Source organism: Thioclava sp. GXIMD4215 (assembly GCF_045291555.1).
In the GTDB taxonomy this organism is placed as follows: Bacteria; Pseudomonadota; Alphaproteobacteria; order Rhodobacterales; family Rhodobacteraceae; genus Thioclava; species Thioclava litoralis.
Genome location: NZ_CP149515.1, coordinates 2,550,871 through 2,571,443 on the forward strand (window position 1 = coordinate 2,550,871; position 20,573 = coordinate 2,571,443).

The following is a 20,573-nucleotide window of genomic DNA, read 5'->3' on the forward strand; positions in this document are numbered from 1 at the left end:
CGCGAAGGAAGGGCGCAACCCACAAAGGAGCAAGCCCCGAATGGCAGACAAGACGAAGTCCCAGAACGGTATCATCGAGACGATCAAGACGGTTTTCTGGGCCCTGCTCATTGCGGGCGTGTTCCGCACGCTCTTCTTCCAGCCGTTCTGGATTCCGTCGGGGTCCATGAAGGATACGCTACTGATCGGCGATTTCCTTTTCGTGAACAAGATGGCCTATGGCTATTCGCGCTATTCCTGCCCCTTCGCGGCCTGCCCGATTTCGGGGCGCATTCTGGCGCATGATCCCAAGCGCGGCGATGTGGTGGTGTTCCGTCACCCGACCAAGGGGGTCGATTTCATCAAGCGGGTGATCGGCCTGCCGGGAGACCGTATCCAGGTGCGCGAAGGTGTGCTCTATATCAACGATAAGGCCGTCAAACTGGAGAATGCACCCGATTTCACCGAGATCAAGGAACAGCAGGGTCCGCAAGGTCTGGTGCCGCGCTGTGCGAATGATCCGGTCGGGCAGGGGGGCACCTGTGTCAAAGAGCGCCAGCGCGAGACGCTGCCCAATGGCGTGACCCATGACATTCTCAATATCACAGATCAGGGCTTCTTGGATAATACCGAAGTCTTCACCGTCCCCGAAGGCGAGTATTTCTTCATGGGGGATAACCGCGACAACTCCGAAGACAGCCGTGTGCCGCTGCGCGCCGGTGGCGTGGGCTTCGTACCGGCAGAATATCTGGTGGGCCGTGCCGACCGGATCATGTTCTCTTCGGCAGGGCGGTCGCTCTTCTTCTTCTGGACCTGGCGTCCGGATCGTTTCTTCAAGGCAATCGAGTGAAACTCTCAAGCGACATCACAGACTTCATGGAGAGGCTCGGGCATCAGTTTGATAAGCCCGAGCTGATCATTCGTGCATTGACCCATGCGTCGATCTCGACCAAGACCCGCCCCGATAACCAGCGGCTGGAGTTTCTGGGCGACCGCGTTTTGGGGCTGACGATGGCCGAGGCGCTGTTTTCTGCCGATAAGGCCGCGACCGAAGGCCAGCTTGCGCCGCGTTTCAACGCGCTTGTGCGCAAGGAAGCCTGTGCTGAGGTCGCGCGCGAAATCGATCTGGGGGCGGTGCTGAAGCTGGGGCGGTCGGAAATGATGACCGGAGGCCGCCGCAAGGAGGCGCTTCTGGCCGATGCGATGGAGGCGGTGATTGCCGCCGTCTATCTGGATGCCGGTTTCGAGGTCGCCCGCGATCTGGTGCTGCGCCTTTGGGGCGAGCGGGTCGAATCCGTGGATGCCGATAGCCGCGATGCCAAGACATCCCTGCAGGAATGGGCGCAGGCCCGCCATCTTGCCCCGCCGAAATATGTGACCATCTCGCGCGACGGGCCGGACCATGCCCCCGTCTTCGAGATCGAAGCGCAACTTGAAAATGGCGAGACCGCCCGTGCCAAGGCCCGCGCAAAACGTCAGGCCGAACAGGCCGCAGCCCGAGCCCTGCTCGACCGGATGGAGAAAAAAGCATGACCGAAGAGACCCGCGCAGGCTTTGTCGCCCTGATCGGCGAGCCCAATGCCGGTAAATCGACGCTGCTGAACCGGATGGTGGGCGCGAAAGTGTCGATCGTCACGCATAAGGTGCAGACCACCCGCGCGCGTATCCGTGGTGTGGCGATGGCCGGTCAAAGCCAGATCGTCTTCGTGGATACCCCCGGTATCTTCCGCCCGCGCCGTCGTCTGGACCGCGCGATGGTGAAGGCTGCTTGGGGTGGGGCGGCAGATGCCGATGTGGTGGTTCTGCTGGTCGAGGCCCATCGTGGTTTGACCGGAGGTGTCGAGGCGATCATCGAGGCGCTGAAAGAGCGCGGTGGTGACCAGCCGGTGGCTTTGGCGATCAACAAGATCGACAAGGTGAAATCCGAGGATCTTCTGGCGCTGACCCAGAAGCTGAACGACGCTTTCCCCTTCGTGAAGACCTTCATGATCTCTGCCGAGCGTGGTCATGGCGTAGAAGACCTGCGCGAATGGCTGGCCGGCGAGGTGCCTAGCGGTCCGTGGCTCTATCCCGAGGATCAGATCGCCGATCTGCCGATGCGCATGATCGCCGCCGAGATCACCCGCGAGAAGCTGACCCTGCGTCTGCATGAGGAGCTGCCCTATCAGCTGACCGTCGAGACCGAGCACTGGACCGACCGTGAGGATGGCACCACCCGTATCGATCAGGTGATCTATGTCGCGCGTGACGGCCATAAGGGCATCGTGCTGGGCAAGGGTGGCGAAACGATCAAGGGCGTATCCACCGCGGCCCGCGCCGATCTTTGCGAATTCCTTGGCAAGACCGTGCATCTGTTCCTGCAGGTGAAAGTGCGTCCGAACTGGCTGGAAGAGCGTGACCGCTATTCCGAGATGGGTCTGGATTTCAAGGACGGCGATTGATGCTGACGGCGGAATTCTGGGTGAAGGCCTATCTCAAACGGCTCGAACTTGCGAATATTCCGGCCTATGTGACGGCGCATGGCAATGATGCCTCGGGCGCGGTGCTGGTGAAATGCACCCGCCTTGATGGCACTGCCGAGGCCTTCCAGCGCAGTTTCGATCTGATGACGGGTGCGCGCAAATGGATGTCTCTGGTGGCGGGGCCGGAGGCCGATGTCGATGCCTCGATCCGCAAACAGCGCAGCTTTGACCGTGACCTCTGGGTGATCGAGATCGAAAGCCGCGAGGGCGTGACCCTTCTGGATGAAGACGGTTTGATGGATTGAGATGGATTGGGTTGACCAAGGCACCATCCTGACCAGCCGTCCGCAGGGCGAGACCTCGCGCCTTATCGAGGTATTCACCGAAACCCATGGCCGCCACGCGGGTATCGTGCGGGGCGGGGCCTCGCGCAAGATGGCGGCGCATCTGCAACCGGGAAGCCATGTGTCCGTCCGGTGGCGGGCGCGTCTGGCCGATCAGCTTGGGGCCTTCACTGTCGAGCCGCTTAAATCGCGTGCGGGGGCGATGCAGGACAGGCTGGCGCTGCTGGGGCTGAATTCCACCTGCGCTCTGCTGGCTTTCGCATTGCCCGACCGTGAGGCGCATCCCGCCCTTTATCATCGCTCCGAGCCGCTGTTCGATGTGATCGGGCAGGCCCATGAGGGCTGGATATTGGATTACCTGCGCTGGGAGATGACCCTTCTGGAGGATCTGGGCTACGGGTTGGATCTGACGCGCTGTGCGGTGACCGGCAGTTTTGACGATCTGGCCTATGTCAGCCCCAAAACGGGTCGTGCGGTCAGCCGCGCAGGTGCGGGCGATTGGGCGCCGCGCCTTCTGCCCTTGCCGCAATTCCTGTTGGGGCAGGGGCCTGCCTCTCTGGCCGAGGTCGAAGAGGGGCTGGGGCTCACGGGCTATTTCCTGAACACCCATCTGGCCCCCACATTGGGCAACCGCCCTTTGCCTGCGGCACGGGCGCGTCTGGTCGAGGCGCTCGCGCGGCTTTAGGGCGCGGCTTCAGGGTGCGGGACGGTCGTCCAGCTTCAGCTGCAGCAGCACCAGATTGAGCCAGCGCCCGAATTTGCGCCCAACCTCGGGCATCCGGCCCGTTTCAACAAAGCCCAGCCGCTCATGCAGCTTGATTGATCCGGGGTTGTCTTCGGAAATCGCCGCCACCATCACATGTTTGCCCGCATCCCGCGCATGGGCAATCACCGCCTCAAGCAGCGGCGTCCCAAGCCCGCGCCCGCGCATCGACGGGTGCACATAGACCGAATGTTCGACGCTTAGCGCATAGCCGTCATGGGGGCGATAGGGGCCATAGCTGGCATAGCCCATAACCTTGCCGTCCAGCTCGGTCACAAAGACCGGAAAGCCCGCAGCCTGACGCTCGGCAATCCATGCGCGACGGTTCTCGGCATCAACCAGAACCTCGTTCCAGATGGCGGTCGTAGTCTGCACCGCGTCATTGTAGATGTCCAGAATATCTTCGGCATCACTCGCACGCGCGTCACGGATCATCGCATCCCCCTAATGTTTCCGCCCAGATTGCGCGGATTATGGGGCTATGCAATCAGAATCGGGGCCCGAAGGCCCCGATGTCGCAAGATCAGCCCAGCAGGCGGCGGGCGATCACCTGCGCCTGAATCTCGGCAGCACCTTCGAAGATATTCAGGATGCGAGCGTCACAAAGGATGCGCGAGATCTGGTATTCCAGCGCGAAACCATTGCCGCCGTGGATCTGCAACCCGTTGTCGGCGGCCGACCATGCCACGCGCGCACCCAGCAGTTTCGCCATGCCTGCCTCAAGGTCGCAGCGGTGGCCGTGGTCCTTCTCCCACGCCGAGAAATAGGTCAGCTGGCGGGCGATCATCGTCTCGGTCGCCATGATGGCCAGCTTGCCTGCCACCCGCGGGAATTCGATCAGCGATTTGCCGAACTGCTTGCGGTCGATGGCATATTGCATCGCCACCTCGCAGGCCGATTGCGCCACGCCAACGGCACGGGCCGCCGTCTGGATGCGCGCGGATTCGAAGGTCTCCATCAACTGCTTGAAGCCCTTGCCTTCCTCGCCGCCCAGAAGGTTCTCGCCCTTCACGCGGAAGCCGTCGAAGCCAAGCTCGTATTCCTTCATGCCGCGATAGCCCAAGACCTCGATCTCGCCGCCGGTCATGCCCTCGGTGGGGAAGGGGTTGTCATCGGTGCCCGGCGTCTTTTCGGCCAGAAACATCGACAGGCCCTTATAGTCGCTGGTCTCGGGATTGGTGCGCGCCAGAAGCGTCATCACATGGGTGCGCTGCGCATGGGTGATCCATGTCTTATTGCCGGTGATCACCCAATCGTCGCCCTCCTTTACCGCGCGGGTCCGCAAAGACCCCAGATCCGAGCCGGTGTTCGGTTCGGTAAAGACGGCGGTGGACAGGATCTCGCCCGAGGCCAGACCGGGCAGCCATTTCTGCTTTTGCTCTTCGGTGCCGCCGCAAAGGATCAGCTCTGCCGCGATTTCTGAGCGCGTGCCCAGCGAGCCCACGCCGATATAGCCGCGCGACAGTTCTTCGGTGACCACGGCCATCGCCGCCTTCGACATGCCGAAGCCGCCATATTCCTCGGGGATGGTCAGGCCGAAGACGCCAAGCTCGGCCAGTTCCTCGATGGTCTCCATCGGGATCAGCTCGTCCTTCAGGTGCCATTCATGGGCGAAGGGTTTCACCTTTTCCTCGGCGTAGCGGTAGAATTGCTCGCGCACCATCTCCAGCTCTTCGTCCAGACCGGAGGTGCCGAAGATCGAACGGCCCTGCAGCTCGCGCAACTCGGCAACCAGCATCTGGCGGGCCTCGGGGCTGTTGCCGCGGGTCATCAGTTCGCGGGCTTCTGCCGACGGGGTCCAGCTGATCTCCAGATCCGACAGGCGCGCGATCTCGCCCTGGCTCATCGGGATGCCACCCGCGATCTGGTTGAGATATTCGCCAAAGCCGATCTGCAGCAGCAGACTGTCGATCACACCCAGACCGTTCTCGCTGGAACGCAGCGCCCATGCCTGAAGCTGTTTGAGGCTTTCCTCATAGGTGGCCAGCCATGCCAGCGCATGCGCCTGAAACTGGTGCGCCTCCAGTGCGGCACCCGATACGCGCCCGTCAACGGTTACCTTGTGGCGCAGCGCCTCTTTGGCCTGCGAGACCAGTGTGGCGATCTCGGGCAGGGTTGCCCCCGTCACTGTCGTCAGATCCGCCAGAATGCCAGTCATGCTCATCTCCGCCCCATCATGCGCCATGAATCAGTCCTCCCTGAGTGGACTTCCTTGTAATCCTTTTGCGGTCGCAGCGCAATAAAAAACCAAAATAGAGTTACAATTTGATCCAATGTTACCCTTTGGAAAATATAGTCTCGACTATTCAAGCGCTTCTACGGGCTGTAAGCATGGTCACAAGATTGCGAGGAGGGGTGCAATGTTCGGGATGGAAATCTGGCAGCTTGCGGTGGCCGTCGGGGTGGCGGTGATTGCGGGCTTTGTAAAAGGTGCCATCGGCTTTGCGTTGCCGATGATCATGCTTTCGGCCTATGCCTCGATCTTCGACGCAGATACGGCGCTTGCGCTTTTGATCCTGCCGGTGACGGCCACCAATGTGGCGCAGGCGCTGCGGCAGGGCTGGCGGGCGGCTTGGGAGACGGCGGTGCAATACCGGCTGCATCTGGTCACGCTGCTGGTCTGTATCGCCATCAGCGCCAATTTCGTCACGGTGCTGCCCAAGGCGTTGGGCTATGCGCTGTTGGGCGTGCCGATCATCCTTTACACGGCGTCGGAAATTCTGGGCTACGGGCTACGCTTGCACACCCGCCATGCGAAACGCTTCGAGTTCTGGTCCAGCGTTGTGGGCGGCTTGTTTGGCGGGATCTCCGGCATCTGGGGGCCGCCGCTGATTGCCTATCTGATGTCGATGAAGGTCGAGAAGACCGAAGCCATGCGGATCATGGGCGTGTCCTTCTTTGCGGGCGGGGTGATGCTGACGGGCGCGCATCTGATGACGGGAGTGATGAATGCCCATACCTTCCCGATGTCGGCGCTTCTGGTGATTCCGTCTTTTGCTGGGCTGTGGCTGGGATTCTGGGCGCATGACCGGCTGAATGCGGTGCTGTTCCGGCGTGCGACCCTGTTTGTGTTGCTGCTGACGGGCATCAATCTGCTGCGCAAGGCGTTTATGGGCTAGTGTTGTGCCTGTGCGGCCTTCGCGCTATGCGAGGGGAAACCCCTGACAGGAGCCCAGCCCATGCCTATTGATCCCGTCGACCTCAGCGCCCAGCTGATCCGCTGCCCCTCTGTCACACCGCAGGAGGGGGGCGCTTTGGTGCTTTTGGAGGGCATGCTGAGCGAGGCGGGCTTTGCCTGCACGCGCGTGGACCGCGGCGGCGTGTCCAACCTCTTCGCCCGCTGGGGGGCGAAAAACGCGGCCAGGTCTTTCGGCTTTGGCGGCCATACCGATGTCGTGCCGGTGGGCGACGAGGCCGCTTGGACCAAGCCGCCGTTTTCCGGCCTGATCGAGGATGGGGTTCTTTGGGGGCGCGGGGCCACCGATATGAAAACCGGCGTGGCGGCCTTTGTTGCCGCTGCGGTGGATTTCGTGAAGGACACGCCACCTGATGGGGCGATTGTCTTCGTGATTACCGGCGATGAGGAAGGCCCCGCCAAGGATGGCACCGTGGCCGTTCTGGACTGGATGGAGGCTGAAGGCGAGACGATGTCGGTCTGTCTGGTGGGCGAGCCAACCTCTCCGGAAGTCTTGGGCGATATGATCAAGATCGGGCGTCGGGGCTCGGTAACGTTTGATCTTGTGGCCGAGGGCGTTCAGGGCCATGTCGCCTATCCGCATCGGGCCAAGAACCCGCTGCATGCGCTGGTGGATCTGCTGGGGCGCATGAATGCCCAGCCGCTGGACAATGGCACCGCGCATTTCGACCCGTCTTCCTTGCAGGTGACCACCATCGATTGCGGCAATACGGCCAGCAATATCGTGCCTGCTCGTGCGACGGCGCAGGTGAATATCCGCTTCAACGATGCCCATAGCGGGGCCTCGCTGACCGAATGGGCCGAAGGTCTGGTGGCAGAGGTCGCGGCAGCTACGGGTGTGAAGATCGGCCTGACGGCATCTATCTCGGGCGAAAGCTTCTATACCGCGCCGGGTCCTTTCGTCGAGCTGGTCTCTGATGCGATTGAGGCCGAATGCGGTCTCCGGCCGGAGCTCTCCACCTCGGGTGGCACTTCGGATGCGCGGTTTATCAAACACCATTGTCCGGTGCTGGAATTCGGTCTGGTCGGGAAAACCATGCATAAGGTCGACGAGCGGATCGAAACCTCTCAGATCACGCAGCTGAAGGCCGTTTATACCCGCATCCTTCAGGGCTATTTCGCATGAGAACCTGCGAAGAGGTCACTGATCTGGCGCAGGTCCACGCGCTGCGCCGCGCCGTTTTCATCGAGGAACAGGGCTATAGCGAGGCCGAGGAATTCGATGGCCGTGACGGCGACGCCCTGCAGATCCTGATGCGCGAGGGCGATCAGCCGATTGCCACCGCGCGGGTGTTTATCGAGGGCGAGACCGCCAAGATCGGGCGCATCTGCGTGGCGAAATCACATCGCGGCTTGGGGCTTGGGGCCGAGATCCTGCGCGATGCGATGACGCGGGCCAAGGCGAAGGGCTGCGCCAAGGCGATGCTTAGCGCTCAGGTGCAGGCGATCCCCTTCTATGAAAAACTGGGCTACACCGCCTATGGCGAGACCTATCCCGACGGCCATGTGCCGCATCGCGATATGGTGGCGCCGCTTTGATCTTTCCCGCGTGACGGAAATCGCGCGCCGTGATAGGCAAAAATCATGACAACACAGATTCCGTCCCGTGAGCAAATCCTCGATTGGCTCAATGATAACCCGACCACGACCTCCAAGCGTGATATTGCCCGTGCCTTCGGCATCAAGGGGCAGGCCAAGATCGAGCTGAAGCGCATCCTGCGCGAGATGGAGGACGAAGGGCTGGTCGAGCGCCGCCGCAAATCCTTCCGCGAGCCGTCCAAGCTGCCGCCGGTGACGGTGCTTGAGGTGCTGCGCCCCGACAGTATGGGCGATCTCTGGGCGAAGCCCCTGGAATGGGAAGGCGAGGGGGCCGAGCCTCTGATCCTGATGATCCCCAAGGCGGGCGAAGAGGCTTTGGGGCCGCATGACCGCGTGCTGGCGCGGCTGACCGAGACACCCGACGAGCAATATGATTACGAGGCCCGCCCCATCCGCAAGATCGGTTCGGCGGCGAAGAAGGTCGTCGTGGGTATCTTCCGCAAGACCGCCGAGGGCGGGCGGATCGTGCCGATCGACAAGGGGCAGGACAAGGAATGGCATGTGCCGCAGGCCGCCGCTATGGAGGCCCGCGACGGCGAGCTGGTCGAGGCCGAACAAAGCGCCCCGCGTGGCCGCATGGGCCTGCCGCTGGCGCGCATTATCGCGCGTTTAGGCGACCCGACCGCGCCCAAGGCCGTGTCGCTGATTGCGATCCATCAGCATGGTATCCCCGACCGTTTCCCCGATGAGGTGATCGCCGAGGCCGATGCCGCAAGGCCCGCCGGTATGGAGGGCCGTGAAGACCTGACGCATATGCCCTTTGTCACCATCGATCCGGGTGATGCGCGTGACCATGACGACGCCTGTTTCGTCGAATATGACCGCGATCCGGCCAATGAGGATGGCACGATCCTTTGGGTCGCCATTGCCGATGTCGCGCATTATGTGACGCCCAATTCCGAACTCGACCGCGAGGCGCGGATGCGCGGCAATTCGAGCTATTTCCCCGACCGCGTGGTGCCGATGCTGCCCGACCGTCTGTCGGGCGATCTATGCTCGCTGCATGAGGGTGTGTCGCGCGCGGTGCTGGTGGCGAAAATGACTATTGATGCCGATGGCAACAAGGTCCGCCACAGCTTCCACCGTGCGATGATCAAATCGGTCGCCTCGCTGGAATATGGTCAAGTGCAGCGCGCGCAGGATGGTAATCCCGACGAGCAATGCGAACCTCTGATGGAGGAGGTGATCGAGCCGCTTTACGATTGCTACGCCGCCCTTCTGCGGGCGCGGGCGCGTCGTCAGCCGCTGAACCTTGACCTGCCCGAACGCAAGATCGTGCTGTCCGACAGCGGCAAGGTGCTGTCGATCCAGTTCAAGGAACGGCTGGATGCGCATAAGCTGATCGAAGAATTCATGGTGCTGGCCAATGTGGCCGCCGCCGAGGAACTTGAACGCCTGAAACGCCCGCTTCTGTATCGCGTGCACGAAGAACCCAGTCAGGACAAGCTGGAGTCCTTGCGCGAGGTCGCGCAGGCTTCAGGCTTCAAGCTGGCCAAGGGGCAGGTTCTGCGGACCTCGCATCTGAACCACCTGCTGGAGCAGGCATTGAACAGCGATTTCAACGAGCTGATCAATATGTCTACGCTGCGGACCATGACGCAGGCCTATTACTACCCGCAGAATTTCGGGCATTTCGGTCTGGCGCTGAAATCCTATGCGCATTTCACCTCGCCGATCCGCCGCTATTCGGACCTGATCGTGCATCGGGCGCTGATCTCGGGGCATGGATGGGGCGATGATGGGCTGAGCCAATGGGATATCGAGCACCTCGAAGAGACGGCCAAGCAGATTTCCGATACCGAGCGCCGGTCGATGGCGGCGGAACGCGATACGACCGACCGCTATCTGGCGGCCTATCTGTCGGAACGTGTGGGCAACGAGTTCACGGGCCGCGTGTCGGGCGTGCAGGGCTTTGGCCTGTTCATCCGGCTGGATGAGACGGGTGCCGACGGGATGATCCCGATCCGTGCCATCGGCAACGAGTTCTTCCATTTCGACCGCGAGGCCCAGACGCTGACCGGTGCCGACACCGGCATCGAGATCACCGCAGGCATGCGGGTTCTGGTGCGTCTGGTCGAGGCCGTGCCGGTGACGGGTGGGCTGTTGCTGGATCTGTTGCAACTGGAAGGGGCCGAGCTGCCCTCGTCGCGCCGCTCGGCACGGCGCAAGGGGCGGCCCGGCACATCGGCCCCGCGCAAGATTGGCGCTCTGAAGGCCAAAACCCGCGCCAAAGCCCGTAAGGTCAAGCGCGAGCGGAAGTCAAAGTAACCACTCGATCGGCAGGAACGATCCTGCCACGATCAGGAAACGCTGCCACCACGAGGTATAGGGCTCGTGGTGCCAGATTTCCGTGCCCTGATCGGTGGTGCGTTCCCAGCGGATGCGCTTGTGTTCGCGCGTCAGTTTCCATGCCGCAGCGGGAATGACGCTTTCAAAGCCTTTATGCAGGTGCTCCGCCCAGTCCTTATCGTGGATCACGATCCCCATTTCGGTATTCAGCAGAAGCGAACGCGGATCGAAGTTGAAGGTGCCGATAAAGACCTTCTCGGTATCGACAGACAGGATCTTGGCATGCAGTTTCGTGCGCGCAAAGGGCGAGGTCCCGCGGCGGTGATGCCCGATCAGCCCACGGCGGAACTTGACATGTTCGTCATGGGCGAATTCATAGATCTCCACCCCGCCCGACAGCAGTTTGCGGCGCTGGCCCGAATAGCCGGTATGGACGATGGGCTTGTCCGAGGAGGCCAGCGAATTGGTCAGCACCCGCACCTTCACCCCTGCTTTGGCCAGTTTGATCAACTGGCGGCGGCCCGCATTGCGCGGCACGAAATAGGGCGAGATTATATCGAAACGGGTGGTAGGCGTGCCCATCGCCATATGCATATTGGGAAACAGCAGATTGCGGCGACGGGCGCGGCCCAGAACCTTTTCGGGGGCGTCATAAAGCAGCTTCACCTCGGCTTCACGCAGATTGGGGCGGCCTGCCTCCAGTTCCTCCGTGGTCGGGGTTTCGGCCAGAAGCGCCAGAAAGTTCTGCGCATCCTCACTTTTGACGCGCTCTGCATTCTGCGCCGCGCCTGTTCGGGTGTCCTCTAACAGCCGGTCGGGCAGGATGGTGTCTGCGGGCCATGTCGGTTCGGAATTCCAGTAGGTTTCGAATTCCTCGCGGGCCTCGCATGCGGCGCGGCCCATCACGAGCGCGTCGAAATCCATGAAGGTGCCCATGCGGGCGAGATCATTGTAATATTCATCCCCCACATTGCGCCCGCCAACCACGGCGGCGCGCCCATCGACCACCAGCGCCTTGTTATGCATGCGCCGGTTCAGGCGCCGGAAATCCATTGCATAGCCCAGAAGCCGCATGCCGCGCAGCGGGAAGGGGTTGAAAAGCCGCACTTCGATCCGAGGATGGGCATTCATCCACGCGATCCGCGCGTCAATCGGTTTGGTCGCGTTATCGTCGATCAGAAGGCGCACCCGCACACCGCGCTCCGCTGCTTTGTGCAGGGCCTCCAACATCAGGCTTCCGCAGGTGTCGGGACGCCAGAGATAGTATTGCACCTCGATACTATGTTCGGCCATCTCGATCAGCTTGAGGCGGGTCGCGAAGGCCTCGATGCCATCCGGAAGCGGAAGCACACCGGATATCGAGAGATCGGGCCAGATCCCTGCCAACCGCGTCTTTTCCGGCAAGGCGAGAACCTCGGGGGGCAGGTCGGGGCGTTCGGGGAGGCGCGTGCGTGTCCAGAGCCAGAGAAAAGCCATCAGGCCAAGGACGAGAATACCGAAAATCATAGGCCACCACGGTCTGTTACAGTGCAAAGCTAGCGCGTGGGGCAAAAATGGAAAGGGCCGGGAAATCCCGGCCCTTCTTAACGGTCTTCGCTCGGGGGTCAGCCGATCGCGACGGCTTTCACTTCGTCGTCGATATAGGGAACATATTGCTCGAAATTGTCCGAGAACATTTTCACCAGTTTGGCGGCCTGCGCGTCATAGGCGTTCGGGTCGACCCACGTGTCGCGCGGGTTCAGAAGCTTGGTGTCAACGCCAGCCACCAGAACCGGAACTTCGAAGCCGAAATTCGGATCTTTGCGGAACTGGACCGCATCCAGCGACCCGTCGAGTGCGGCATCTAGAAGCGCGCGGGTAGCCTTGATGGGCATACGCGAGCCTTCGCCGAACTTGCCACCGGTCCAACCGGTGTTCACCAGCCAGCAGGATGCACCATTCTTTGCGATCTTCTCGGCCAGCAGCTTGCCGTAGACTTCCGGACGACGCGGCATGAAGGGCGCACCGAAGCAGGTGGAGAAGGTCGGGATGGGCTCTACCACACCGATTTCCGTGCCCGGAGTTTTCGAGGTGAAGCCCGAAAGGAAGTGATACATGGCCTGTGCAGGGGTCAGACGTGCGATGGGCGGCAGAACGCCATAGGCATCGCAGGTCAGCATGATCACGTGTTTGGGGCTACCACCGACCGAGGTTTCCGACGCATTCGAGATGTAATGCAGCGGGTAGGCACAGCGCATGTTGTCGGTGATCGAGTTGTCTTCGAAGTTGAGATCCAGCGTCTCGGGATCGAAGGTCATGTTCTCGACCACGGTGCCGAACATCGAGCAGGTCGCGTAGATCTCGGGCTCGGCTTCGGCCGAGAGGTTGATCGTTTTCGCGTAGCAGCCGCCTTCGAAGTTGAAGATGCCCTCGTCCGACCAGCCATGCTCGTCATCGCCGATCAGCGTGCGCGACGGGCTTGCCGAAAGCGTGGTCTTGCCGGTGCCCGACAGACCGAAGAAGATGGCCGCATCATCGGGATTATCGATGGCGTGGTTGGCCGAGCAGTGCATCGGCATGATGCCATTGCCGGGCAGGATGTAGTTGAGAAGGGAGAACACGCCCTTCTTGTTTTCGCCCGCATATTCGGTGTTGCCGATGAGGATGAGCTTCTTCGAGAAGTTCAGCGCGATCACCGTTTCCGAGCGGCAGCCGTGGCGTTCGGGGTCGGCTTTGAAGCTCGGGCAGTTCACGATGGTGAATTCCGGCACAAAGCTGTCCAGCTCGGAACGCTCGGGGCGGCGCAGCATGGTGCGGATGAAGAGGTTGTGCCATGCGAGTTCGGATACCACGCGCACATCAAGACGATGCGCCGGATCGGCACCGCCGAACAGATCCTGCACGAAGTAGTCGCGGCCCGCCATATGCGCGAGCATATCGGCATGCAGCAGATCGAACTTGTCTTCGTCCATCGGATTGTTGTTTTCCCACCAGATGGTGTTCTCAACTTCGGGGGTGCGGACAACAAACTTGTCTTTGGGCGAGCGGCCGGTATGCGCACCGGTCGTGCAATAGAATGCGCCGCCCTTACCAAGGGTGCCTTCATTGCGTTTGAGCGCCTCTTCGACCAGCGCCGGCTCGATCAGGTTGTAATAGACATTGCCCAGTCCAGAAATGCCTTGATCTTCCAGGCGCTGTGCCGGGTTCACGTGTCCGATGATCATCTGTAGCTCCCGAATGCCGTCGTAGTGCGGCGGTTCAATGGAATCCTCCCGATCCATCCGGGCCTTGGACGGATCGCCTTCGGTGCCAGAAGTGCACCGGATAATCGACCATATACCACGCTAAAATCTTTAGGGAACACAGGGTGCGCTACCGTTAGCGTTATCATTTGCACTTTAGCGCAACCAAACCTGAGACATAGTGACACAATCTTGTCAGTTAACCCTAAATTGAGGCTTTTGGGATGCAATCGCAGGCGGAAACGATGCGCGTTTCAGCTTCGTGTTGATTCTTCCCCTATGGATGCCGATGATGTCGAATAACTATAACCGTCCGGAAGAATGAGGGGGCAGGCTCATGTCGCGAATTGCTTTGGTCGATGATGATCGCAATATTCTTACATCGGTAGCCATGACCCTTGAGGCGGAAGGCTTCGATGTCGAGACCTATAATGACGGTCAGGCAGCACTGGATGCGTTCAATAAACGTCTCCCCGATATGGCCGTGCTGGATATCAAGATGCCCCGTATGGACGGGATGGATCTGTTGCAGCGTCTGCGCCAGAAAACGACGATGCCCGTAATTTTCCTGACCTCGAAAGATGACGAGATCGACGAGGTTCTGGGGCTGCGTATGGGCGCGGATGACTATGTCAAAAAACCCTTCAGCCAGCGCCTTCTGGTCGAGCGGATCCGCGCGCTTTTGCGGCGTCAGGACGCGCTTGAGGGGCGGACGGAAACGGCTGTAACCGAAGAGACAAAGGTGATTACGCGTGGTGCGCTGGTGATGGACCCGCTGCGCCATTCGGTCAGCTGGAAGGGGAAGGACGTTACCCTGACCGTCACAGAATTCCTGCTGTTGCAGGCTCTGGCGCAGCGCCCGGGCTTTGTGAAATCGCGCGATCAGTTGATGGATGTGGCCTATGATGATCAGGTCTATGTCGATGACCGCACGATCGACAGCCATATCAAGCGCCTTCGCAAGAAAATGCGTAGCGTTGACGAGGATTTTTCGGCCATCGAAACGCTTTATGGCATCGGTTACCGTTATAACGAAGAATGAGCATCGCGGGACGGATCGGGTTGAGCCTTGGGATGAGTACCAAGAAACGGAACACGGAAACGACGGCGGTCGATCTGGGGGAGGACTGGGTCGCGGGCAGTGGCGCTGTCGATGATGGCATTGCCAAGCGACGCGAGAAGCGGAGCCTGATCTCGTTGAACCGCTCGCCTCTGGCGCGCAAGATCATCACCTTCAACCTTTTGGCAATGGTCGTGCTGGTGGCGGGGGTTCTGTATCTGAACCCGTTCCGTGACAGTCTCGTTGTGCAGCGCGAAAATGCGATTGTTGTCGAGGCCGAGCTGATCGCCGATGTGTTCGAGGCGAGACTGCCGAAGACTGCGCCGGTCAATCTGGCGGCGGGGGATGGTATCGATGTTGTCGATACGCTCTCAGGGGTCCAGCTTCCGGCGGGGTCTGCGCTGTATGTCTTTGATGCTGCTGGGAATCTTCTGATCAGTTCCGATGACGTGGCCACTGCGCCTGCGGCGGATGTAACGGGGCGGCGCGACGATACTCGCTCGACGCTGATCACCGATATTCTCGGGCGCGGCTGGGAGCTGGCCTCCTCGCTGATCCATCGCGGGGAGGGCGGCGCGCCGGTCAGCACGCAGGTCATCGCGCAGGATCTCAATGCCGAGCTGAGCCCCGGTGTGACCCGCATGGATACCCGTCGTGATATCAGTGGCGCGACAATTTTCTCTGTGGCAACAGGGATCTATCAGGATAACCGCATTGTGGGGTCGATCGCGCTGACCTCGGCTGCGGGCGAAATCGACCATCTGGTGCGGGTCGAGCGCGAGCAGGTTCTGCAGATGTTCGTGATCGCGATCATCGTGTCGATCGGGTTGTCTCTGGTGCTGGCGTCAACGATTGCCAACCCGATTTCCGATCTTGCCGCCGCCGCCGAGATCGGCAGCGAGCGTCATGCCCGCAAGATGAGCCCGTCGCGCGTGCGCATCCCCGATCTGTCGGCCCGCCCCGATGAGATCGGTCGCCTTTCCGGTGCGTTGCGCGGCATGGTCACGGCACTTTACGACCGTATCGACGCCAATGAACAATTCGCCGCCGATGTCAGCCACGAGATCAAGAACCCGCTTGCCAGCCTGCGCTCTGCCGTGGCGTCGCTGCGCATGGTGAAAAAGGAAGAGCATCGCGAGAAGCTTCTGGATGTGATCGACCATGACGTGCGTCGTCTGGACCGGCTGGTTTCCGATATTTCCAATGCCTCGCGCCTTGATTCCGAATTGGTGAAAGAGGAAGAAGAAGCCTTCGACCTGATTCATACGGTCGATAACCTCGCGCAGTATCTCGGGGCTCAGGCGAAGGAAAAAGGGGTTGATTTCATCACCGACCTGCCGTCGGACCCGATCATTATCAATGGTCTCGAAGGGCGTCTGGCGCAAGTCTTCGTCAACCTGATCACCAATGCGATTTCCTTCAGCGAAGAGGGGGATGCCGTGCGGGTCTGGGCGCGCAAGCGTGACAACCGCGTGCTGGTGGTGGTCGAGGATACGGGGCCGGGTATTCCGGAAGAGGCGCTGTCGAAAGTGTTCAAGCGGTTCTATTCGCAGCGGCCCGAGGGGCAATTCGGCGACCATTCCGGTCTTGGGCTGGCGATCTCGAAGCAGATCGTGGAGGCGCATGGCGGTGTGATCTGGGCCGAGAATATCCGTCCCACCGATGCCGATGTCACCTCCGAGCCTCTGGGCGCGCGCTTCGTTGTCGGCCTGCCGTTCTAAGCCCAGATGAGTGTTCGCCACAATCTGCATGCAAGCTGTGTGGCCCTTGATGCGCAGCACGCTGTGCTGATTATGGGCGCGTCCGGCAGCGGGAAATCGACGCTCGCACTGCGGCTTATGGCCTTCGGGGCACATCTTGTCGCGGATGACAGAACCGACCTCCGATGCGAATCTGGACAGATACTGGCATCGGCGCCGTTGGCGATCCGCGGGCGCATAGAGGCGCGCGGCGTCGGGATTCTATCTGCGGATGCTTTGAGTGATGCAATTCTCTCTCTGGTTGTGGATCTCGACCGGATCGAGACAGAAAGGCTTCCGCCGCAGCGCAATATCTCTCTCTACGGGGTCTCTCTGCCTCTTGTGCTGCAGGCGCAACATAGTCATCTTGATGCAGCGATCTGGCAATTTCTGAAAGCCGGGAGAGTGGCGTGACCGAAGCGGCCCATTGTGGAACAGACGAGCGAAGCCAGCGTGTTGTGCTGGTCACCGGCCCTTCGGGAGCGGGGCGCTCGACTGCGATTGCGGCGCTTGAGGATCTTGGTTACGAGACCATCGACAATCTTCCGCTTTCGATGGTGCCGCGTGTGCTGGACGGGCCGGTGCTCCAGCCGATTGCGTTGGGAATCGATGTCCGGAACCGCGAGTTCAGTGCAACCCGTTTGATCGAGCTGATCGACCGCCTGACGCGCGAACCCGAGATCCAGCTCGAAGTGCTTTACATGGATGCGGACGCAGCCGTTCTGCAGCGCCGTTACTCCGAGACGCGCCGCCGTCATCCGCTGTCGCCCGATGATGCGCCCGAAGAAGGCATCCTGCGCGAGATTGATCTGTTGGTGCCGATCCGTGTGCGGGCGGATATCCTGATCGACAGTTCCACGATGACGGTCCATGATGCCCGCGCCGAGATCAATCGCCTGTTCGATCAGCGTAAGTCGGCAGGATTGGCGGTCTCGGTGCATAGTTTCAGCTATAAGCGTGGGGTGCCGCGCGGGCTTGATGTGATGTTCGATTGCCGCTTTCTGGCCAATCCGCATTGGCAACCGGAATTGCGGCCCAAGGACGGGCGTGACCCGTCTGTGGCCGCACATGTGGCCGCAGATCCACGCTATCGTGACTTCTTCGACAAGGTGATGGGGCTTCTTCTTTTCACTTTGCCTGCCCATGTTGAGGAAGGGAAAACACATTTGGCCGTAGGCTTTGGATGTACAGGGGGCAAACACCGCTCGGTTGCCCTGACGGAAGCTGTCTCTGGTGCTCTTGCAGAGGCGGGGTGGCACGTGTCTAAACGCCACAGAGAATTGGAACGGCGGGGGGTAGAGCTGCCCGCATCTGGAACGGGAAACGGCGCTTGATCGGGATCGTGATTGTCGCTCATGGTGGATTGGCCCGCGAGTATCTCGCGGCGGTGGAGCATGTCGTGGGGCCGCAGATGGGCATCCGCGCCATCACGATCGAGGATGGCCATGACCGCGCAGAAAAGCAGATCGAGATTCGGGCTGCGGCGGATTCTGTGGATAGCGGCGACGGAGTTGTCGTGGTGACCGATATGTTCGGCGCGTCCCCGTCCAATCTGAGCCTGAAAGCCTGCGAGAATTGCGAGCGCGAGATCATTTATGGTGCCAATTTGCCACTATTGATCAAGCTTGCGAAGTCCAGAAGCCTTGGTGTGCATGCCGCTGTCGAAGCGGCTCTTGATGCAGGGCGTAAATATATCAATAGTTACTCTGCCTATGGGAGCAGGGAAGGAATGCATGGCGCATCAGGAGCTTAAGATCATAAACGAGAAGGGGCTGCATGCGCGTGCCTCTGCCAAATTCGTTGAGGTCGTTGAAAGGTTCGACGCCCGTGCCGAGGTCTCGAAAGACGGGATGAGTGTTTCGGGGGATTCTATCATGGGGCTGTTGATGCTGGCTGCTTCACGTGGAACGTCCATCGAGGTTCAGACAAGCGGACCGGAAGCCGACGCGCTGATCCAGGCGCTTTCCGCCCTTGTGGGCGACTATTTCGGCGAGGGGTTCTAGCCCGCGCGTCGCGCAGTGCAAACCAAGAGGTCTGTCATGAACCAGATGCCGCAATCTGAGTTGAAAGGGGCCGGGGTGACGGGGCAGTCTTCTGTCTTGCAGCGCGACAGGACTGCCGAAGACATCCGGACGGACGAAGGGTTCCAGACGGTTCAGAAGCCCTATGACAAGCGCCGCCTGTCCTATGCGGGCACCTTCACCAATCCGTTCAAACGTCTGGTGATCCGGCTTGTCGAGTGGGCCACAGCCAAGGTGCAGATCCTGCGTGTCATACGGCAGTTCGAAGCGCGCGGTATCCCCGCGGGGCAGGCCTTCTGGGCGCAGGCGTTGGAGATCATGGGGATTACGGTGACGACGCCCGCCGAGGAGATCGCGCGTATTCCGGCCAAGGGGCCCTTGGTGATCGTGGCCAATCATCCGCATGGTCTGGTGGACGGGATGGTGCTGGCCGAGGTGATCGGGCGGGTGCGCGGGGATTACAAGATCCTGACACGCAATTTGCTGACCGGTCTTCCCGAGATCGCGCAATTCATGATCCCCGTGCCCTTCGCCCATGAACCGAATGCGCGCGAGGAGGGGTTGAAGATGCGGGCCGACGCCATGCTCCATCTCAAGCGTGGCGGCTGTATCGTGTTGTTTCCGGCAGGGTCTGTGGCGGCCTCCGACAGTTTCTTCGGCCCGGTGGTCGAGAAAGAGTGGAACCCCTTTACCGCGAAAATGGTGGCGCGTTCGAAAGCGCAGGTGCTGCCGGTCCGTTTCCCGACGCATAATTCGCGGCTTTACCAGATTGCCAATCAGCTTTCCGCGACGTTGCGTCAGTCTTTGCTGCTTTACGAGATCCGCGCGGCGTTTCACAAGCCGCAGCGCCCTATCATCGGGCATGTCAAACAGCCCGACGAGATGGCAGAGGCGCTTGGCAATCCGCGTCAATGGCTTGCGGATATGCGCGAGGAGACGCTGTCCCTGCGCGGGTAAAAAAAGCCCGGCATGACCCGGGCTTCGTGTCAGCGTGTCGGGACCGGCGTTTCGCCGCGATAATCATAAAAACCGCGACCCGATTTGCGCCCCAGCCATCCGGCTTCGACATATTTCGTCAGCAGCGGGCAGGGGCGGTATTTGGTATCGGCCAGCCCGTCATGCAGCACGTTCATGATGGCGAGGCAGGTGTCGAGACCGATGAAATCCGCCAGCTCCAGCGGCCCCATCGGATGTGCCGCGCCCAGTTTCATCGACTGGTCGATCGAGATCACATTCCCCACGCCCTCGTAAAGCGCATAAACCGCCTCATTGATCATCGGGATCAGGATGCGGTTCACGATGAAGGCCGGGAAATCTTCGGCGCTTGCATGGGTTTTGCCAAGCTTCTCAACAACTTCCTTCAGTGCGCTGAAGGTGACATCATCGGTGGCGATGCCGCGGATCAGCTCGACAAGCTGCATCACCGGCACAGGGTTCATGAAATGGACCCCCATGAATTTCTCGGGCCGGTCGGTGCGCGAGGCGAGGCGCGTGATCGAGATCGACGAGGTGTTCGAGGCCAGAATCGTATGCGGCGCGAGATGCGGTAGCAGATCTTCGAAAATGGCGGATTTGACCGATTCGCGTTCGGTTGCGGCCTCGATGATCAGATCCATCGGCCCCAGATCGGTCAGGGTGAGCGTTGTCGAAATCTTGGACAGAGCCGCGTCGCGTTCTTCGGCCGTGATTTTTTCACGTGAAACCTGCCGGTCCAGATTCTTGCGAATCGTCGCAAGGCCCTTATCCAGCCCGTCTTGTGAAATATCGTTCAGCAGAACCTCAAACCCGGCAAGCGCGAAGACATGGGCAATCCCGTTGCCCATCTGCCCTGCACCTACGATGCCAACTGTCTGAATCGTCATGGCGATCCCCCTCTCATTTCTGCAACTGCACAGTAGGG

The 20,573-nt window shown here is 60.7% G+C and carries 21 protein-coding genes; 16 read left to right on the plus strand and 5 right to left on the minus strand.

Annotated features, from left to right (window positions below; all coding sequences use genetic code 11):
• Positions 1 to 40 precede the first annotated feature (40 nt).
• From lepB to recO, 5 genes are read left to right on the plus strand one after another with little or no spacing between them, the layout of a single operon-like run.
• The gene (gene lepB / locus WDB86_RS12715) at positions 41 to 829 is read left to right on the plus strand and encodes a signal peptidase I (RefSeq protein ID WP_339108136.1); all 789 of its coding nucleotides are present in this window, start codon (positions 41 to 43) and stop codon (positions 827 to 829) included.
• Positions 826 to 1,512: a ribonuclease III gene (gene rnc, locus WDB86_RS12720; protein WP_339108135.1), complete on the plus strand. Its 687-nt coding sequence runs from the start codon at positions 826 to 828 to the stop codon at positions 1,510 to 1,512. The genes lepB and rnc overlap by 4 nt, the downstream gene beginning before the upstream one ends.
• Positions 1,509 to 2,420: a GTPase Era gene (gene era, locus WDB86_RS12725; RefSeq protein ID WP_339108134.1), complete on the plus strand. Its 912-nt coding sequence runs from the start codon at positions 1,509 to 1,511 to the stop codon at positions 2,418 to 2,420. Before rnc ends, era begins: the two co-directional genes overlap by 4 nt.
• Positions 2,420 to 2,746, plus strand: a complete 327-nt coding sequence (locus WDB86_RS12730; RefSeq protein ID WP_406736085.1) for a DUF1491 family protein — start codon at positions 2,420 to 2,422, stop codon at positions 2,744 to 2,746. Before era ends, WDB86_RS12730 begins: the two co-directional genes overlap by 1 nt.
• A 1-nt stretch (position 2,747) precedes the next feature.
• A complete protein-coding gene (recO, locus tag WDB86_RS12735; RefSeq protein ID WP_406736086.1) occupies positions 2,748 to 3,470 on the plus strand; it encodes a DNA repair protein RecO in 723 nt (240 codons plus the stop codon).
• A gap of 9 nt (positions 3,471 to 3,479) precedes the next feature.
• On the opposite strand, the gene WDB86_RS12740 is transcribed toward recO, so the two are convergent.
• Together WDB86_RS12740 and WDB86_RS12745 are read right to left on the minus strand one after the other, a co-directional pair.
• A complete protein-coding gene (locus tag WDB86_RS12740) occupies positions 3,480 to 3,983 on the minus strand; it encodes an N-acetyltransferase family protein (RefSeq protein WP_406736087.1) in 504 nt (167 codons plus the stop codon).
• An 88-nt stretch (positions 3,984 to 4,071) separates the two neighbouring features.
• On the minus strand, positions 4,072 to 5,733 hold the full coding sequence (locus WDB86_RS12745; RefSeq protein ID WP_406736088.1) for an acyl-CoA dehydrogenase family protein: 1,662 nt from the start codon (positions 5,731 to 5,733) through the stop codon (positions 4,072 to 4,074).
• Between the two features lie 175 nt (positions 5,734 to 5,908).
• Here WDB86_RS12745 and WDB86_RS12750 point away from each other — a divergent pair, with 175 nt between their 5' ends.
• Genes WDB86_RS12750 through rnr form a run of 4 tightly spaced genes read left to right on the plus strand, consistent with a single transcriptional unit; the run spans position 5,909 to position 10,611 of the window.
• Positions 5,909 to 6,667, plus strand: coding sequence for a sulfite exporter TauE/SafE family protein (locus WDB86_RS12750; protein WP_339108129.1), 759 nt, complete (start codon positions 5,909 to 5,911; stop codon positions 6,665 to 6,667).
• A gap of 60 nt (positions 6,668 to 6,727) precedes the next feature.
• Complete coding sequence (gene dapE / locus WDB86_RS12755; protein ID WP_406736089.1) at positions 6,728 to 7,870, plus strand: succinyl-diaminopimelate desuccinylase; 1,143 nt, start codon at positions 6,728 to 6,730, stop codon at positions 7,868 to 7,870.
• Positions 7,867 to 8,283: a GNAT family N-acetyltransferase gene (locus tag WDB86_RS12760; RefSeq protein ID WP_406736090.1), complete on the plus strand. Its 417-nt coding sequence runs from the start codon at positions 7,867 to 7,869 to the stop codon at positions 8,281 to 8,283. The genes dapE and WDB86_RS12760 overlap by 4 nt, the downstream gene beginning before the upstream one ends.
• Before the next feature lie 45 nt (positions 8,284 to 8,328).
• A complete protein-coding gene (rnr, locus tag WDB86_RS12765; RefSeq protein WP_406736091.1) occupies positions 8,329 to 10,611 on the plus strand; it encodes a ribonuclease R in 2,283 nt (760 codons plus the stop codon).
• Here rnr and WDB86_RS12770 read toward each other — a convergent pair.
• Positions 10,603 to 12,138, minus strand: coding sequence for a phospholipase D-like domain-containing protein (locus WDB86_RS12770; RefSeq protein ID WP_406736092.1), 1,536 nt, complete (start codon positions 12,136 to 12,138; stop codon positions 10,603 to 10,605). The genes rnr and WDB86_RS12770 overlap by 9 nt on opposite strands.
• A gap of 98 nt (positions 12,139 to 12,236) precedes the next feature.
• Positions 12,237 to 13,835 carry a phosphoenolpyruvate carboxykinase gene (locus WDB86_RS12775; protein ID WP_339108124.1) on the minus strand — a complete coding sequence of 533 codons (1,599 nt, stop codon included), beginning with the start codon at positions 13,833 to 13,835 and terminating at the stop codon, positions 12,237 to 12,239.
• A 355-nt stretch (positions 13,836 to 14,190) separates the two neighbouring features.
• On the opposite strand from WDB86_RS12775, the gene WDB86_RS12780 reads away from it, so the two are divergent.
• Genes WDB86_RS12780 through WDB86_RS12810 form a run of 7 tightly spaced genes read left to right on the plus strand, consistent with a single transcriptional unit; the run spans position 14,191 to position 19,630 of the window.
• Positions 14,191 to 14,895: a response regulator transcription factor gene (locus tag WDB86_RS12780; protein WP_339108123.1), complete on the plus strand. Its 705-nt coding sequence runs from the start codon at positions 14,191 to 14,193 to the stop codon at positions 14,893 to 14,895.
• Between the two features lie 32 nt (positions 14,896 to 14,927).
• On the plus strand, positions 14,928 to 16,634 hold the full coding sequence (locus tag WDB86_RS12785; protein WP_406721244.1) for a sensor N-terminal transmembrane domain-containing protein: 1,707 nt from the start codon (positions 14,928 to 14,930) through the stop codon (positions 16,632 to 16,634).
• Between the two features lie 6 nt (positions 16,635 to 16,640).
• On the plus strand, positions 16,641 to 17,066 hold the full coding sequence (locus tag WDB86_RS12790) for an HPr kinase/phosphorylase (protein WP_406736093.1): 426 nt from the start codon (positions 16,641 to 16,643) through the stop codon (positions 17,064 to 17,066).
• Complete coding sequence (gene rapZ / locus WDB86_RS12795) at positions 17,063 to 17,986, plus strand: RNase adapter RapZ (RefSeq protein ID WP_406736094.1); 924 nt, start codon at positions 17,063 to 17,065, stop codon at positions 17,984 to 17,986. The genes WDB86_RS12790 and rapZ overlap by 4 nt, the downstream gene beginning before the upstream one ends.
• The gene (locus WDB86_RS12800) at positions 17,983 to 18,405 is read left to right on the plus strand and encodes a PTS fructose transporter subunit IIA (RefSeq protein WP_339108119.1); all 423 of its coding nucleotides are present in this window, start codon (positions 17,983 to 17,985) and stop codon (positions 18,403 to 18,405) included. Before rapZ ends, WDB86_RS12800 begins: the two co-directional genes overlap by 4 nt.
• Positions 18,386 to 18,655, plus strand: coding sequence for an HPr family phosphocarrier protein (locus WDB86_RS12805; RefSeq protein ID WP_406736095.1), 270 nt, complete (start codon positions 18,386 to 18,388; stop codon positions 18,653 to 18,655). The genes WDB86_RS12800 and WDB86_RS12805 overlap by 20 nt, the downstream gene beginning before the upstream one ends.
• 45 nt (positions 18,656 to 18,700) lie before the next feature.
• Positions 18,701 to 19,630: a lysophospholipid acyltransferase family protein gene (locus tag WDB86_RS12810; RefSeq protein ID WP_406737050.1), complete on the plus strand. Its 930-nt coding sequence runs from the start codon at positions 18,701 to 18,703 to the stop codon at positions 19,628 to 19,630.
• A gap of 29 nt (positions 19,631 to 19,659) precedes the next feature.
• Here the strand turns inward: WDB86_RS12810 and WDB86_RS12815 are convergent, their stop codons facing one another.
• Positions 19,660 to 20,535 (minus strand): 3-hydroxybutyryl-CoA dehydrogenase, encoded by an 876-nt coding sequence (locus WDB86_RS12815; RefSeq protein ID WP_406721242.1) that lies wholly within the window; start codon positions 20,533 to 20,535, stop codon positions 19,660 to 19,662.
• Between the last annotated feature and the right edge of the window lie 38 nt (positions 20,536 to 20,573).